Below are 15,328 nucleotides of genomic sequence, written 5' to 3' on the forward strand. Positions count from 1 at the left end.
GTGGGGTCTCCCCATGTGAGAGTAGGTCACCGCCAGGCTCTAATCGAAAAACCCCAGCCCAATCGGCTGGGGTTTTTTTATGCACAGCGTCTGCAGACGCCATCCCATGCCGCTGCCGCCGGGCTTTGCCGACGGATGATTGCGACACACGCGAGATATCGGTACAACTCGAGAATCGTTGACGACGCCTTTTACGTATGCGTCAGATGGATCTTGGTTGGGAGACGATACGTGCCGGTCATTCCTCGTATATTGAAACTCGATGCCGGCGGCTTGCCAGTCGAATGGATCGAGTGGCAACAAGCCGTCAGCCTGTATTTCACCGATAAGATCGCCTGGGAGGCAGGCACGGAGAAAATCCGCTTGCGTGGCGGGCGCTCTCGCGAGACGGGCGTGCGCAGCGAGCTGGCAATCGACTCGATCATCGCCGTGCGGGATCGCTCGCATCGTTTTGCACGAAACCTGGTCCCGGCCCTCACGCGTCGTGAATTATTCCACCGCGACGGCGGGTTGTGTCTGTATTGCGGCACACGGCTGACGTTCGGCCATATGCAGATCGAGCACGTTGTCCCCCGCTCCAAAGGCGGGCCCCATTGTTGGCAAAACGTGGTCTCGACCTGCGAGGCCTGTAATCGTTTCAAGGATGACCGCACGCCCGAGCAGGCCGGCATGAATTTGCTCGCGTTGCCCTACGAGCCCAACCTTGCGGAATGGCTCATGCTCGCCAATCGTCGTATTCTGGCGGATCAACAGGCTTTTCTGGAACGTCTTGCCCCGAAACGCGACCGCATGTCGGCCTGATTACCAAATGGGCGCCACGCGCTCGGACCCCATATGAGCGCAGGGTATGAGGATACGACCGCGATTATTCTCGCCGGCGGTCGGGCCACCCGTCTCGGGGGTATCGACAAGGGGTGGTATCAACTGGATGGCATCCCGCTGGTTCGCCATACGCTGGACCGTCTGAACGGCCAATGCCAAAAGACCGTCATCAGTGCTAACCGCAGCCACGCGGACTATGCCGCGCTTGGCTACCCGGTGGTTGCCGATCAACGGTCTGACTACGCCGGCCCCCTGGCCGGTATCGCCAGTGCGTTGGCAACGGTTGAGACCGAATTCGCGTTGGTTGTGCCGGTCGATACACCTTGGCTACCGCGCGATCTTTGTTGCTGCCTGCACGGTGCCATGACGCCGGACCATGATCTCGTCGTCGCGACAAGCCCGCATGGGCGCCAGCCGCTGCACTGTCTGCTCCGGGTCGCGCTTCACGGAGATCTGGCAGCTGCATTGGCTGCCGGCGAGCGTCGCGTCATGCGCTGGCAAGATAAGTTTTCCGCGGCCTGTGTTCACTGGTCAAGCGACTACCCGTTCAACAACATCAACAGCACACAAGACACCTCGCGCCCGCATGCTGTGGACCCGCCTGCCAAAGACGTTTGACTATGCAAAAAAATGGTTCTGTTTCGCCTAACGCCCCCATGCCACTGGCCGAGGCGCGACAACGTATCGTGGCTGATCTGAGCCCGGTCACCGACCTCGAGACCGTGGCACTGGCCGAGGCGCGTCATCGCGTACTGGCCCAAGATATCGTCGCCAGCGTCAACGTGCCGAGCGCCACGAATTCGTCGATGGATGGCTATGCGTTATGCCCTGGAAATGACGAAACGCGTCGAGAGTACGTGCAGGTCGGCCAGAGCCTGGCCGGACACCCGTTCGGCCAGGCGCTCGAGGCAGGTCAGTGCGTGCGCATTACCACGGGTGCGGTGGTGCCGGAGGGCGCTGATCGGGTTGTGATACAAGAAAACGTCGTGACCCAGGGCGATACTGTCACGATTGCCGCCGCCGACGATCTGCCGGGCGTCGAGGCTAATATCCGCCCGGCCGGCGAGGATATCGCAAAACAGGACACGATCTTCCAGGCCGGGCGATATGTTCGAGCGCCCGATATCGCGCTGATGGCATCGATCGGGCACGCGCATGTCAAAGTCCTGCGCCGCTTGCGGGTTGCTTTCTTCTCTACTGGCGACGAGCTCCGGCCGATCGACGGCCCGCTCGCCGTGGGTGAGATTTATGACAGCAACCGCTATGGCCTGGCGGCGATGATCGCTGATCTGGGCCTGGAAGGCGTCGATCTGGGCGCGGTTGGCGACGATCCCGCGGCATTGGCACAAGCCTTCGACAAGGCACGCGATTGTGATGTGTTGATCACGAGCGGCGGGGTGTCAGTCGGTGATGCCGATCACGTGCTCGACGTGCTCAAGACACGAGGCACGATCGATTTCTGGAAAGTCGCCATCAAGCCCGGCAAGCCACTGGCCGTCGGCACGATCGGCAACACGCGCTTTTTTGGCCTGCCGGGTAACCCCGTTTCCACGGCGGTGACCTTTATCCAGCTCGTGCGGCCCGCGCTTGTCGCCCTCGCCGGCGGCCAGCCCGCGCCTGCATTACGGTTCGAGTTGCCCACGACACAAGCACTTAGCAAACGCGCGGGCCGCGAGCACTATCTGCGCGCCTGTATCGAGCCCGGGCCAAACGGTTTGTGTGTCACCCCGGTTGGCCATCAAGGCTCCGGCGTGATGCGCTCGATGAGCCAGGCCAACGCGTTTGTGGTCCTGAAGGCAGAAACCGAGCACGTCGACCCTGATGCACTCGTTGCGGTCGAACCGTTTGCTCAAAGTGTTTGGCAGTAAGCGATCAAAAGCATGGCGTGTTATAACTGTATTGTGCAAAATATTATTTTTGACCAGACTTTAGTCGAATAAATATCTCGGTCACGTCGCTGGGCTGTTAAATTGTCTGTATTAGTTGAGTACGACCGTGCTCAATCGTTGCCTGTCTAGGGGGAAAGATGGCCGGATTTTTCGACAAATCACGTACCGTGGCTGCGCCGGGGTTCAACCGGTGGATGGTGCCACCTGCCGCACTTTGTATTCATTTGTGTATTGGCCAGGTATACGCTTTTTCGGTCTTCAAGATCCCGTTGACACAACTTATCGGCATCGACAGTTCGGCCGCCGGCGATTGGGATCAGTCGACGCTTGCATGGATCTTCTCGCTTGCCATCGCAGCTCTGGGTTTATCGGCTGCCTTTGGTGGCCAATGGCTTGAGCGAGCCGGTCCGCGCAAGGCCATGGCGCTCGCGGCGAGCTGTTTCGGCGGTGGCTTCATCATTGGTGCATTCGGTATCTGGTGGCACCAGATCTGGCTGGTGTATCTCGGCTATGGCGTAATCGGCGGCATTGGGCTGGGCATTGGTTATATTTCGCCGGTTTCAACGCTGATCAAATGGTTCCCCGACCGTCCGGGGCTTGCCACGGGCATGGCGATCATGGGCTTTGGCGGTGGCGCGATGATTGGCTCGCCGCTAGCCACCGCACTGATGTCGTTCTACTCGACCGACACTTCGGCCGGCGTAGGCTCGACCTTCCTCACCATGGGCATCATCTATTTCCTGTTCATGATGATTGGCGCGTTGATCGTCCGGGTGCCGGCCAAGGACTGGAAGCCCGCCGGCTATGATCCCGATGCCGACGGCAACAAAGAAAACAAGATGATCACGCGCGATCATGTGCACGTGAACCAGGCCATGAAGACGCCGCAGTTCTACCTGATCTGGCTGGTGCTGTTTCTTAACGTCACTGCGGGTATCGCACTGCTCGAGCAGGCCTCGCCGATGGCCCAAGAGATGGTGGGCACCACTGCCGCTGCGGCCGCCGGCTTTGTCGGCGTCTTGTCGATCTTCAATATGGCCGGGCGTTTCTTCTGGGCATCGACCTCGGATGCCATTGGCCGCAAAACGACCTATGCCATATTCTTCGTGCTGGGCATGGCGCTCTATGCGTTGGTGCCGACGGTTGCCGGCAACGGCTCGATCATATTGTTCGTGCTGGCATGCTGCGTCATCGTATCGATGTATGGCGGCGGCTTCGCCACCGTGCCGGCGTATTTGAAGGATATCTTCGGCACTATGCACGTGGGCGCAATCCACGGGCGTCTGCTCACAGCATGGGCAGCGGCCGGCGTCGTCGGCCCGGTGCTGCTCAACCAGCTGCGTGAAGGTCGTATCGAAGCCGGCGTGCCGCCGGCAGAAGCGTACACCACAACGCTCTATATCATGGTCGCGCTCTTGGCCCTTGGCCTGGTCTGCAACCTGCTGGTTCGTCCGGTCGCCGAGAAGCACCATTACGAGGGTGACGTAAACAACCCTGACTGACGGCGGTTAACAGCACTGCTGAGTACACCCACGCTGGTTTTCTGGAGAGATTGAATGACAACGACGTCAAACGCTGGTGGCGATCAGGCCACTACGCCGGTCTGGCAGATCGGGGCCCTGTGGCTCATGGTGACGCTGCCTGCGGCCTGGGGCTTCATCGAAACCGTTCTCAAATCCGTAGTGTTGTTTACGGGGTGATGAACGCGTGTTGTCGACGCTGACGCCCGCTTGGTTGGTCGCGTCGCAACATGCCGTAAACGCCTGCAAGACGTATCTTGAGTGCAAGATGCGTCTTGTTTGCGTTTCAGGCTCTGGATCACGCCATTCTTTTTGAAAACAGAGCGATTCGGCTGCCGTGATGGCGCGGCCAAGCCGGATCGTTTAGCCGCCTCGTTTGGAGTTGAACCATGTCAGAATCCCGTCAAGAGTCGCCCCGTATCACCCCGATGCCCGATGCCGATCACGACGCACGGGTTCATGAGTACGACAACCCGGCCGGCGGTTGGGGCGCGCTCAAGGCCGTCAACAAGCATCTGTGGCACAGCGGCCAGGCCACATCGAACGGCTTTTCGCTGCTCAAGATGAACCAGCCGGACGGCTTCGACTGCCCGGGCTGTGCCTGGGGTGACCCCAAGCATGGGTCGTCGTTCGAGTTCTGCGAAAACGGCGTCAAGGCCATCACGTGGGAGGCCACCACCAAGCGTGTCTCGCGTGAGTTCTTTGAAAAGCACTCGGTCAGCGAGCTCAAGACCTGGGATGACTATCATCTCGAGGATGAGGGGCGCCTGGTCGAGCCGATGCGCTATAACCCCGAGACGGATCACTACGAGCCGATCAGCTGGGACGCCGCCCTCGATTTCATCGCCGATGAGCTGAAGGCGCTGCCCACGCCGGACGATGCGATCTTCTATACCTCGGGCAAGGCGTCGAACGAATCGGCCTATGTCTTCCAGCTGTTGGCTCGTCTTTACGGCACCAACAACATGCCGGACTGCTCCAACATGTGTCACGAGGCCAGCGGCGTGGCCCTGGGCTCCGCGTTGGGGGTCGGCAAGGGCAGCACACAGCTCGAGGATTTCGAAAAAGCCGATGCCATCTTCATCTTCGGCCAGAACCCCGGCACCAACCACCCGCGCATGCTGGGGGTGCTGCGTGAAGCAGCCGAGCGCGGTGCAGACATCGTCTCATTCAACCCGCTGAAAGAGCGGGGTCTGGAAAAGTTCCAGGATCCGCAGAAAGCCTGGGAGATGATGAGCAACGGCAGCCACCGGATCAGTAATTATTACTTCCGGCCCAAGCTCGGCGGCGATATGGCGGCCGTGCGTGGCATGGCCAAAGCCCTGTTCGAGCGCGAAGCCGCCGGCGAAACCGTGCTCGATCACGATTTTCTGGCCACACACACGGCGTTTCTCGAGGATTACCGCACCCGCGTGACGGCCACCGACTGGGCGACGCTGGAAGCCCAGTCCGGCATGTCCAAGGCCGACATGGAGGAAGCCGCGGCGATCTATGCGCGTTCCAACGCCACGATCTGTTGCTGGGCGATGGGCATCACCCAGCACAAGCACTCGGTCATCACCGTGCGCGAGATCGTCAATCTGTTGATGCTGTGCGGCAATCTGGGCAAGCCCGGCGCCGGCACCGCGCCGGTACGCGGGCACTCCAACGTGCAGGGCGACCGCACGATGGGCATCTTCGAAAAGCCGTCCAAGGCGCTGCTCGACTCGCTCGAGAACAAGTATGGCCGGCCCATGCCCCGCGAATGGGGCGTGGACTCGGTCGGTGCCGTGGCGGCCATGCGCGACAACCCGGGCAAGATCTTCGTTGGCCTGGCCGGCAACTTCACGCGTGCCATCTCCGACAGCGTGGTCACCGAAAGAGCGATGGCCAATTGCCGGCTGACGGCGTTCATCAGCACCAAGCTCAATCGCAGCCATCTGGTGCATGGTGATCAGGCGCTGATCCTGCCCTGCCTGGGCCGTACCGAGATCGATCGCAACGGGGCCGGCAAATCCCAGCTGATCACGGTCGAGGATTCGATGAGCATGGTTCACGGCTCGGCAGGCATCAGCAAGCCCTCGGCCGATAGCCTGCGCTCCGAGATCGCGATTCTGACCGGCCTCGCCGAGCGTCTGGTCGGCCGCGAAGTCGTGGACTGGGCCGGCCTGCGAGAAGACTATGACGTGATCCGCGAGCATATCGCCGATGTGATTCCCGGTTTTCACGACTTCAATAATCGTGTGCGCCAACACCGCGGGTTCTGGCTGGGCAACCCGATTGCTGAACTCACGTTTGGCACCGAAACCGGCAAGGCCGAGTTCTCGGATGCCGAACTGCCCGAAGCGGTCATCCATCAGCAGATGGGGCAACGCCAGGGCTGGGTCACGCTCCAGACCATGCGCTCGCATGATCAGTACAACACCACCATCTATGGTTACGATGATCGCTACCGCGGTATCTCCAACGGCCGTCAGGTGATCTTCCTCAACCAGGATGATATTTCGCGCCTGGGCTTTGCCGACGGCCAGATGGTCAATCTGGTGGGTGAGTCCGACGACGGCGTGGAACGTCGGGCCGACGGGTTCAAGATCGTGGCTTATGACACGCCACAAGGCTGTGCCGCGGCTTATTATCCGGAAACCAACCCGCTGATCCCGCTCAGCCACCACGGTGACTTCAGCCACACGCCGGCATCCAAGTCGATCGCTATCCGGCTGGAGGCCGGCGCGGTGCCCGCGGCTTGATAGAAGACGATGACACACACCGTCTGCAGCAGGCCCTGGCCGCGCTGCAGGCGGCGTGCCCGGAGCTCGATCCGAGTGCTGTGGTCGTGCTCCTGGCCACGCGTGAATACCGGGCAACCGGCCGTGACAAAGGCATCAACACCGCCTTGCTGGCCCAGCAACTGGGCTTTGAACACGCGATGGTCTACCGGGCGGCCACGGAACTGGAAACCCGCGGCTATATATCGAGCACGCCCGTGGGCGGGGCCAGCCCCGCGCTGCGGCTCATGCCGCTCTGACGCGGCACAGCCAGCGCCTTCCTGAAATCGCTGAAACCGGCGTAATCTCGCGCGCGAACGCGCGCTTGCCGGTCACACACCCCCGACGCGGCCTGCTTACCTGCACGCAAACCATTGGTGTACGGAATAATCGCGTGCCTCTGACAACAAAACATGTACAAGGCAGCGACATGATCGGTTGTTTTATGCCAGATTAAGAGGTACCGATAAGTACATGCCCTGATACTCGAACGGACGGTCGAATTGTATTGTTGACTGTCCGCACGCATGAGCTGACAGGCCGCCATGGGCGCCTGTTCATTGATGCGGCGTCGGCCTTGATGCCCCGGCGTCGACTGACAGCAATCCTGCGTGGAAGAGACAGAGCAAAGCACAGGAGTCAGGCGTGGATCAGCAGGCCGAATTCTTTGATATCACCGTTGACGGTCAAGCCGTGACCGTACGTTCCGGACAACCGTTGCCCGAGGCATTGGATGCGGCCGGCGTCTATATGCCGCATTTGTGTTATCACCCGAGTCTGGGCCCGATCCAGACCTGTGATACCTGTTTCGTGCACGTAGACGGCAATCTCGTGCGTGGGTGCGGGGTGATCGTCAAGCCCGGCATGGAGATCGGGCTGGACAACGAAACCGCCCGTGATGCCCGCATGGAAGGCATCAACCGGGTCACCGCCAACCACGAGCTGTACTGCTCGCTGTGTGACAACAACAACGGCAACTGTGACGTGCACAACACCGTGCGCGATATGGAAGTGCCGGGCCAGGCCTACGAGTTCCGTGGCAAGCCCTACGAAAAAGACTACTCCAACCCTTTTTATATCTACGACCCAGACCAGTGCATCCTGTGTGGGCGCTGTGTCGAGGCCTGTCAGAACCTGCAGGTCAACGAAACACTGTCCATCGACTGGTCGCGCGAGCGTCCCCGCGTCATCTGGGACGAGGACGTACCGATCGAGGACTCCTCGTGTGTGTCCTGTGGCCACTGTGTCACCGTCTGCCCGTGTAATGCCCTGATCGAGAAGAGCGCGATCGGCAACGTCGGGCCGATGACCGCGCTCTCGCCGCAGAACCCCGACGGCTATCGCGAGCTCGGCCGCTCGGCCATCGATCTGGTCAAGACCGCCGAGCACACCACCGGGTACGGTGCGATCTTCGCGGTTTCCGAAGTCGACTCGGCCATGCGCAAGACCGACGTCAAGCGCACCAAGACGGTCTGTACCTATTGCGGTGTGGGCTGCTCGTTCGAAATGTGGTCGCGCGGGCGCGACATCCTGAAGATCGAGCCGCAGCCCGAAGCACCCGCCAATCAGATCTCGACCTGTATCAAGGGCAAGTTCGGCTGGGGCCACGTCAACAGCGAACACCGCTTGACCAAGCCGTTGATTCGCGAAAACGGCGCGTTTCGAGAAGCCGAATGGGACGAGGCCTACGCCTTGATCGCCAAGCGCTTTACCGAAATCCGCAACGAACACGGCCCGGACGCGCTGGCTTATATCGCCTCCTCGAAGTGCACCAACGAGGAGGGCTATCTGATGCAGAAGTTCGCCCGCGCGGTCATGGGCACGAACAACATCGACAACTGCTCGCGCTATTGCCAGGCCCCGGCCACCCAGGGCCTGTGGCGCACCGTGGGGTACGGCGCCGACACCGGCTCGATCGCCGATCTGGAAGCCGCCGAGCTTCTGATCGTGGTCGGTGCGAATACCGCCGAGACCCATCCGGTCATCGCCACGCGCTTCAAACGGGCCGCCAAGCTGCACGGCCAGAAGCATATCGTGGCCGATATCCGTAACAACGAGCTGGCCCGACGTGCCGACCTGCATATCAAGCCGAGCCCGGCGACCGATATGATCTGGATGAACGCCGTGGCCAAGTATCTGATCGACAACAACCTGCACGACGAAGCGTTCGTGCGCGACTATGTCGACGGCTACGATGAGTTCGTCAAGTCGCTGGAAGACTTCACCTTCGAATTCGCCATCGAACGGGCCGGCATCAGCCGTGAGGAGCTGCACAAGGTCGCCGACATGGTGGCCAATGCCAAGACCATCTGCGGCGTCTGGGCCATGGGCATCACCCAGCACACCATGGGCTCGGATACGGCCACGGCGTTCTGCAACCTGTTGGTGGTCACCGGCAACATGGGGCGTTTCGGCACCGGCGGCTATCCCATGCGCGGGCACAACAACGTCCAGGGTGCATCGGATTTCGGCAACATGCCCGATCGATTCCCCGGCTACGAGTTCGTCTCCGACGACGCGGTGCGCAGCCGCTACGAAGCAGGCTGGGGCGTGGCCCTGTCAGCCAACAAGGGCCGCAACAACCACCAGATGGTTCACGACATGCACGAGGGCGAGCTGAAATCGCTCTACGTCATGGGCGAGGATATGGCCATCGTGGACTCTGACGCTCTGGGCGTGCAGTCGGCTTTCGAGAAGCTCGACTTCTTCGTCGTGCAGGACATGTTCTTCACCCGTACCTGCGAGTTCGCCGATGTGGTGCTGCCCGGTAGCCCGTCGGTGGAAAAAGAAGGCACGTTCACCAATACCGAGCGTCGTATCCAGCGGCTGTATGAAGTCTTCCCGCCGATAGGGGATTCCAAACCCGACTGGCAGATCGTCACCGAGCTGGCCAAGCATCTGGGCCACGACTGGGGCTATACGCATCCCTCCGAGATCATGGACGAGGCGGCCGGCCTGGCCCCGATGTTCAAGGGCGTCAGCTATGACCAGCTCGAAGGCTTTGACTCGCAGCAGTGGCCGGTTTTCGAGCGGGGCCACGGCACCAAGAACCTGTATCTGCAGGAAGACGGCGATCTGGAGTTCCACTTCGAAAACGGTCGCGCCAAGCTGCATCCGGTCGCCTGGACCGAGCCCAGCGATCAGGTCGACGAGGAATACGACCTGCATCTCAACAACGGCCGGATCCTGGAGCATTTCCATCAAGGCAACCTGACCGACGAAACCGACGGCATCATCTTCAAGATCCGTGGCAGCTACGTTGAAGTCTCGCCCGAGCTTGCCGAGGAGCGCGGTATCAAGACCGGCTCGCTCGTGCGCTTGAAGTCACGCCGTGGCGCCGTGAAGGTGGCCGTGGAAGTCACGGATCGGGTTCAGGGCAACCAGATGTATATGCCGCAGCACGGCAAGAAGAACATCGAATGCATCAACGTGCTCACCAGCTTCAAGGCCGATAAGGACACCGATACCCCGGCCTACAAGGAGCTGGCGGTCAAGATGGAGGTTCTGGGCGAGCAGACCGATCCGCCGCTCAAGCCCAATAACCAGCGCAACAAGCCACGCCACCCCACCTCCGGCGTGCAGGTGAATCAGAAATGGGAGCGCGACGACTACAAGCGGCCGCCGAAGCTGAAACCGACCGGCAGCGGCTTGTAGGCCTTCATTCAAGACGGGCCGTCACACGGGCGGCCCGGCGTCATCTCTTGCAGGAGTTTCCCATGGCACAACAGATTCATTATCGCCCCGAACAAGCCAAGCGCCCCCATCCCGAAACCCAGGACGAGATGGAAAAGTTTGAAGGGCGCATCGCCGAGATCAACGGTCTGCTCGACCAGCTCTACGAGTCCGGCCTCATGCGCTGGGTCAAGGATTTCGTGGGTGCAATGCCCGATGTATCCATGATCGCCCTGGAAAGCATGAATACCCCCCAGGGCCAGGCTGGCATGCGCAATCTGCTGGTGTTAGCCAAGCAGCTGGGCCGGATCGATCCCGATCAGCTCGAACGCACCTTCGATGCCGTCAACAAGGGCATGGACCGGGCCGGAGAAACCGCCGACGGCAAGCACGACTCCAGCTACAACCCGCCCGGCATCACCGGCGTGTTCAAGCTGCTGCGTGACGAAGACCTCTGGCACACGCTGGCGCCGGTCATCGAGGGCGTGAAAGCGTTCTCGGCCGAAAGCCAGCGCCAGGAGTCGGGTAAGAGCGATACGTCCCAGAACGAGGGCAGCTGAAAGAAAAGACAATCCGCGATTTCACAGATGACGCAGATTGGAACTTGGCGTGGCGTTGCAGATTACGGCTGAACAAACCCTTTGCGCTGCGAAAGGTCTAGGCAAATAAAGTCCGACCGGCCGCTAAGCCCGGTTGGGCGCAAAAAGTCTGAGAAACAAACTTATCCTCAAGCTCGATGTGGCGCGGGGCGAGTACTTGGCCGTGAAAACAGAGATACCGGCAAGCCCAAATCTGCGTCATCTGTGAAATCTGCGGATTGTTTTCGTTTTCGCCGCGAACGCGCTCAATATGTCAGCGTCTTTCGCGCCAAGCGTTTCCCGAGCGAGAGCGCTCACTTGGCCGTAATTCCCCAACCGCCTCCCGTCCACATCGGCGTCATCTGCGTTCATCGGCGGATTGTCTTGTTGTCTTCAGATCAGTCCCCCGGCCTTCAAAACGAAGACACCGGTCGAGATCGTAACGCTGGCCAGTAGCGTGGTCACGGCCACGATATTGGCCGCCAGGCGGGCATCGCCGCCCATGGCTTCGACCATGATGAAGCTGGCCGCCGCCGTGGGGCAGGCGAAATAGACGAACATCAGGCCCAGTTCGCGCGGCTCGAATCCGATCATCCAGGCGCCGGCGGTGGCCAGCGTAGGCAAGGCAATCAGTTTTAAGGCACTGGCCGAAAACGCCACGCCACGCGCATCGTATAGCGCGCGTACCGAGAGCGCGCCGCCGATACAGATCAAGGCCAGCGGCAGCGTGAGCTGGGCGAAATAATCGCCGGATGTCATCACCCAGGTGGGCATGGTCAGGCCGGACGCCGCCACGGCGCCGGCCACGATCGTGGCCAGAATCAATGGGTTTCGGATGATACCGCGACAAATCGAGCGCCAGTCGGCGGTCTGATCCGGCTGATACCAGGTCAATACGATGACCGAGAACACGTTGTAGACGAGAATGACCTCGCCCACGAGGATGCTGCCCGCGGACAGGCCGAAATCGCCGTAGAGATTCTGTGCCAGGGCCAGGCCCATGATGCCGCAGTTGCCACGAAACGCGCCCTGGGTATAGACCCCGCGCTGGGCGTGCGGCACACGCCAGATCGCCCAGGCCCAGGCGGCGAAGAACGACACGATCGAGGCCAGCCCGAAATAGATCAAAAGCCGCGGACGAAAGGCCTCCGCCAGATCAGCGCTCACGATCGAAACGAATATCAGCGCCGGCATGCTGGCCTTGAACACGATCGTGGAAGCCGCCGAAACAAACCGATCATCAATCCAGCCGGCCCGGCGCATCAGGATGCCCGCAAAGACCAGGGCAAAGACCGGTAGCGTGGTGTTGAGCGTGTGAACAAAAATAGAAATCAGCGACATATCACACGCACGGCTGGGACAGGACGGTTGCTTGGCCACTACAGGCAAACGGGGCGCAAGTATAACGAGTCACAGGCAACGATCGTGCCTCGAAAGACCACGGCTTGTGTCCCGATCGCGTTATTCTAAGGCTATGCCGCATCCAAGCCGTTTTACCGATACCGTTGGGCCGCAGGCCCACGACGGGCGCCTCGACACGCCGATCACCGCGTTTGAAAACGGCGCCTGGCGCGCCGTGGACGACGCGTTGGCCGTCGAGCGCGCGCTGGAGATCCACGTCGCGGGGGCCGCGCCCTTGATCACCATGCGCACCCCGGGCGCTGATCGAGCGCTCGCGGCCGGGCTGTTACATAGCGAAGGCGTGATCCACGCCCCTGAAGAGATCGTTTATCTCGAACATAGCCCGGGTGAGGCAGACGTGATCCGTATGATGCTGAAACCCGAGGCCCGGGCGCGCCTGGATCGTATCGAGCGCAGCACGGTGGCCACCTCGGCCTGTGGTGTCTGTGGCAAGCCCAGTTTCTCGCCGCCGCGCCCGGAAGATCGCAGCATTGATCGCATCGCGGGGCTCGCGCCCGAGGTCTTGCTGGGCCTGCCGGATACGCTGCGGGGCGAGCAGGGCGTGTTCTCCTCGACCGGCGGGATTCATGCGGCCGGCCTGTTCGACGGTCAGGGCCGGCTGATCGATCTGGCCGAAGACGTCGGCCGCCATAACGCCCTCGACAAGCTCATCGGCCGGGCGCTTCTGGCTGATCGCCTGCCGTTATCCGATCACATCTTGTTACTGTCCGGCCGGGCCAGCTACGAACTGCTGCAGAAATCGGTCATGGCCGGGCTGGCCGTGGTCTGTGCAATTTCGGCGCCCAGCAGCTATGCCGTGGCCCTGGCGCGCGAGTTCGACGTCACCCTCGTGGGTTTTCTACGCGGGCATCGCTTCAATATCTACAGCGGCGGGCATCGAATCGCCGGCGCGACCTAGCCTGTGGCGCGCCCTCATTTCTTGTTCGAGCGGCGGCTTGGCAAGCGCCAATTGCCGGCCCGGGTCCACGGGTCATGGCGCGGGAAATCATCGATCTGGATCGTGGGCACGCTGTAGTCCGGCTGGTAGCGCAGGTCATAACGCGCGGCGCGCCAGAACGACACCATCAACAAGAACGCGATTGGCAGCATCGGCACGCCGCCGACCACGCTGGCTGTCTGTAGCGTATCCAGGCCGCCCACGACCATGAGTGCGGCCGGCAGGATCGAAAGTGCCAGTGCCCAGAACAACCGGTTGGCCCGCATCGGCTCGCCGTCGATCTCAGTTTCTACCGCGGCAGCCAGAATGTAAGAGGTCGAGTCGAAGCTAGTCGCGGTAAACAACAGGGCCAGCAGCGTAAAGACCCCGACGGCCAGCCATTCCAGGGGCAGGGTATGCAGCACGGCGAACATTGCGGCTGTTGGTCCGGCATCGTTGATCAGGGCCACAAAATCCATGTCGCCCATCAGCTGGTGATAAAGCCCGAGATTACCCAGCGTGATGAAGAACGCGGCACAGCCGGCCGAGCCGAAGCCCACGCCGCCCACGATCATCTGCCGGATGGTGCGCCCGCGTGAGATGCGCGCCACGAAAAACCCCATCGTGGGCGAAAAAACCAGCCACCAGGCCCAATAGAAGATCGTCCAGTCCTGTGGGAAATCATTGCCGTTTGCGCCCGGCATGTCACCCAGGGCTTGGGTATAAGTGGCCATTGAGATCAGATTGGACACCGCGCGCCCGACGGCTTCCAGCCCGGTGGAAAGCATGAATAGCGTCGGGCCCGCGACGAGCACGAAGGCCAGCAGGAATACCGCCAGATAGAAGTTCATGTCCGACAGCACCTTGATTCCTTTCTTCAGCCCCGAATAGGCCGACCAGGCAAAGATCACGGTACATACGCCAAGCACCAACAGCTTCGGGCCAAGCCCCAGCGGGACGCCGAACATATCGTTCAGGCCCTGATTGATCAGCGGCGCGGCCAGGCCAAGCGTGGTGCCCGTACCGGCCAGCAGGCCGAAGATAAACAGAATATCCAGGCCGCGTCCGATCCAGTTGCCGGCGGCGCGTGCCCCGATCACCGGCATCAACGCCTGACTGACCTTGATGATCGGCCGATTGCGCACGTGCAGGAAGTAAGCCATCGGCAACGACGGGATCAAGTAAATACACCAGGTCGTGATGCCCCAGTGAAAGATGCCGTAGGTGGCTGCCCAGTCCGCGGCGGCCTCGGACATGGGCTTGATTCCGAACGGGGGCTGCTGGATGTAATACATCCATTCGATCGCGGACCAATAAAGAATTGATGCCCCGATCCCGCCACAGAAAAGCATGGCGCCCCAGGACAGGGTGCTGAATTCAAAATCCTCATCCGGCGCGCCGAGCTTGATCTGGCCGACATCAGTAAGTGCGACAAAGCCCATGAACAACATGGCCGCCACGCCGAGTGCCAGATAGAAAACGCCCAGATGAGTGACCACGAAATCCTTGGCCGCAGCGACTGCCACGCCACCGGCTTCGGGGTAGAGGATCAGCGGCAATGAGACCGCCAGCAGCAAGACGAAGGCGCCGATGAAAGTCGGCCACTCGATACGAGAACGGGAATCGCTCATCAAGACAGGGTTGTCGGATCAACCCGTCAGTATAGCCACACCGGCAGCGCGAACGATTTGTATGCCACAGCCAACCACCGTGCTCGACCTAATGCCAATTGCCGGCGCCGAAACGCTTTGGTATCACTGCCGCA

Annotated in this window: 12 protein-coding genes; 10 read left to right on the forward strand and 2 right to left on the reverse strand. The window is 61.1% G+C overall.

Going from position 1 to position 15,328, the window contains the following annotated elements; translation table 11 throughout:
- The 9 genes from SAJA_RS09755 to SAJA_RS09790 all read left to right on the forward strand — a co-directional run.
- Positions 1–801, forward strand: an 801-nt coding sequence (locus SAJA_RS09755; protein WP_245963281.1) for an HNH endonuclease, incomplete at its 5' end; no start/stop codon positions are given.
- A gap of 33 nt (positions 802–834) precedes the next feature.
- Entirely contained in the window at positions 835–1,440 is a 606-nt protein-coding gene (mobA, locus tag SAJA_RS09760; protein ID WP_123658487.1) for a molybdenum cofactor guanylyltransferase MobA, read from the forward strand.
- Between the two features lie 2 nt (positions 1,441–1,442).
- Positions 1,443–2,690 carry a molybdopterin molybdotransferase MoeA gene (gene moeA, locus SAJA_RS09765; protein WP_245963282.1) on the forward strand — a complete coding sequence of 416 codons (1,248 nt, stop codon included), beginning with the start codon at positions 1,443–1,445 and terminating at the stop codon, positions 2,688–2,690.
- 158 nt (positions 2,691–2,848) lie between these two features.
- Positions 2,849–4,213 (forward strand): L-lactate MFS transporter, encoded by a 1,365-nt coding sequence (locus tag SAJA_RS09770; RefSeq protein WP_123658489.1) that lies wholly within the window; start codon positions 2,849–2,851, stop codon positions 4,211–4,213.
- 54 nt (positions 4,214–4,267) lie between these two features.
- A complete protein-coding gene (locus tag SAJA_RS15155) occupies positions 4,268–4,411 on the forward strand; it encodes a hypothetical protein (protein WP_184999838.1) in 144 nt (47 codons plus the stop codon).
- Positions 4,412–4,659: 248 nt separating this feature from the next.
- Positions 4,660–6,957, forward strand: coding sequence for an FdhF/YdeP family oxidoreductase (locus tag SAJA_RS09775; protein ID WP_123658515.1), 2,298 nt, complete (start codon positions 4,660–4,662; stop codon positions 6,955–6,957).
- Positions 6,954–7,235 carry a hypothetical protein gene (locus SAJA_RS09780; RefSeq protein ID WP_123658490.1) on the forward strand — a complete coding sequence of 94 codons (282 nt, stop codon included), beginning with the start codon at positions 6,954–6,956 and terminating at the stop codon, positions 7,233–7,235. Before SAJA_RS09775 ends, SAJA_RS09780 begins: the two co-directional genes overlap by 4 nt.
- Before the next feature lie 385 nt (positions 7,236–7,620).
- Positions 7,621–10,629, forward strand: a complete 3,009-nt coding sequence (gene fdhF / locus SAJA_RS09785) for a formate dehydrogenase subunit alpha (RefSeq protein ID WP_123658491.1) — start codon at positions 7,621–7,623, stop codon at positions 10,627–10,629.
- Positions 10,630–10,691: 62 nt separating this feature from the next.
- The gene (locus SAJA_RS09790) at positions 10,692–11,207 is read left to right on the forward strand and encodes a helical membrane plugin domain-containing protein (RefSeq protein ID WP_123658492.1); all 516 of its coding nucleotides are present in this window, start codon (positions 10,692–10,694) and stop codon (positions 11,205–11,207) included.
- 411 nt (positions 11,208–11,618) lie between these two features.
- Here SAJA_RS09790 and SAJA_RS09795 read toward each other — a convergent pair whose 3' ends face one another.
- The gene (locus SAJA_RS09795) at positions 11,619–12,566 is read right to left on the reverse strand and encodes an AEC family transporter (protein WP_123658493.1); all 948 of its coding nucleotides are present in this window, start codon (positions 12,564–12,566) and stop codon (positions 11,619–11,621) included.
- Between the two features lie 133 nt (positions 12,567–12,699).
- Between SAJA_RS09795 and fdhD the strand changes: the two genes are divergently transcribed.
- A complete protein-coding gene (fdhD, locus tag SAJA_RS09800; protein WP_123658494.1) occupies positions 12,700–13,545 on the forward strand; it encodes a formate dehydrogenase accessory sulfurtransferase FdhD in 846 nt (281 codons plus the stop codon).
- 14 nt (positions 13,546–13,559) lie between these two features.
- On the opposite strand, the gene SAJA_RS09805 is transcribed toward fdhD, so the two are convergent.
- On the reverse strand, positions 13,560–15,194 hold the full coding sequence (locus tag SAJA_RS09805) for a BCCT family transporter (protein WP_123658495.1): 1,635 nt from the start codon (positions 15,192–15,194) through the stop codon (positions 13,560–13,562).
- Positions 15,195–15,328 lie beyond the last annotated feature (134 nt).

The organism is Salinisphaera japonica YTM-1 (genome assembly GCF_003788585.1).
In the GTDB taxonomy this organism is placed as follows: domain Bacteria; phylum Pseudomonadota; class Gammaproteobacteria; order Nevskiales; family Salinisphaeraceae; genus Salinisphaera; species Salinisphaera japonica.

Bases quoted from the DNA above. Each gene is read 5' to 3' on its own strand.
- mobA (WP_123658487.1), top strand. From the start codon at position 835: ATGAGCGCAGGGTATGAGGATACGACCGCGATTATTCTCGCCGGCGGT.
- moeA (WP_245963282.1), top strand. From the start codon at position 1,443: ATGCAAAAAAATGGTTCTGTTTCGCCTAACGCCCCCATGCCACTGGCC.
- SAJA_RS09770 (WP_123658489.1), top strand. From the start codon at position 2,849: ATGGCCGGATTTTTCGACAAATCACGTACCGTGGCTGCGCCGGGGTTC.
- SAJA_RS15155 (WP_184999838.1), top strand. From the start codon at position 4,268: ATGACAACGACGTCAAACGCTGGTGGCGATCAGGCCACTACGCCGGTC.
- SAJA_RS09775 (WP_123658515.1), top strand. From the start codon at position 4,660: ATGCCCGATGCCGATCACGACGCACGGGTTCATGAGTACGACAACCCG.
- SAJA_RS09790 (WP_123658492.1), top strand. From the start codon at position 10,692: ATGGCACAACAGATTCATTATCGCCCCGAACAAGCCAAGCGCCCCCAT.
- SAJA_RS09795 (WP_123658493.1), bottom strand. From the start codon at position 12,566: ATGTCGCTGATTTCTATTTTTGTTCACACGCTCAACACCACGCTACCG.
- fdhD (WP_123658494.1), top strand. From the start codon at position 12,700: ATGCCGCATCCAAGCCGTTTTACCGATACCGTTGGGCCGCAGGCCCAC.
- SAJA_RS09805 (WP_123658495.1), bottom strand. From the start codon at position 15,194: ATGAGCGATTCCCGTTCTCGTATCGAGTGGCCGACTTTCATCGGCGCC.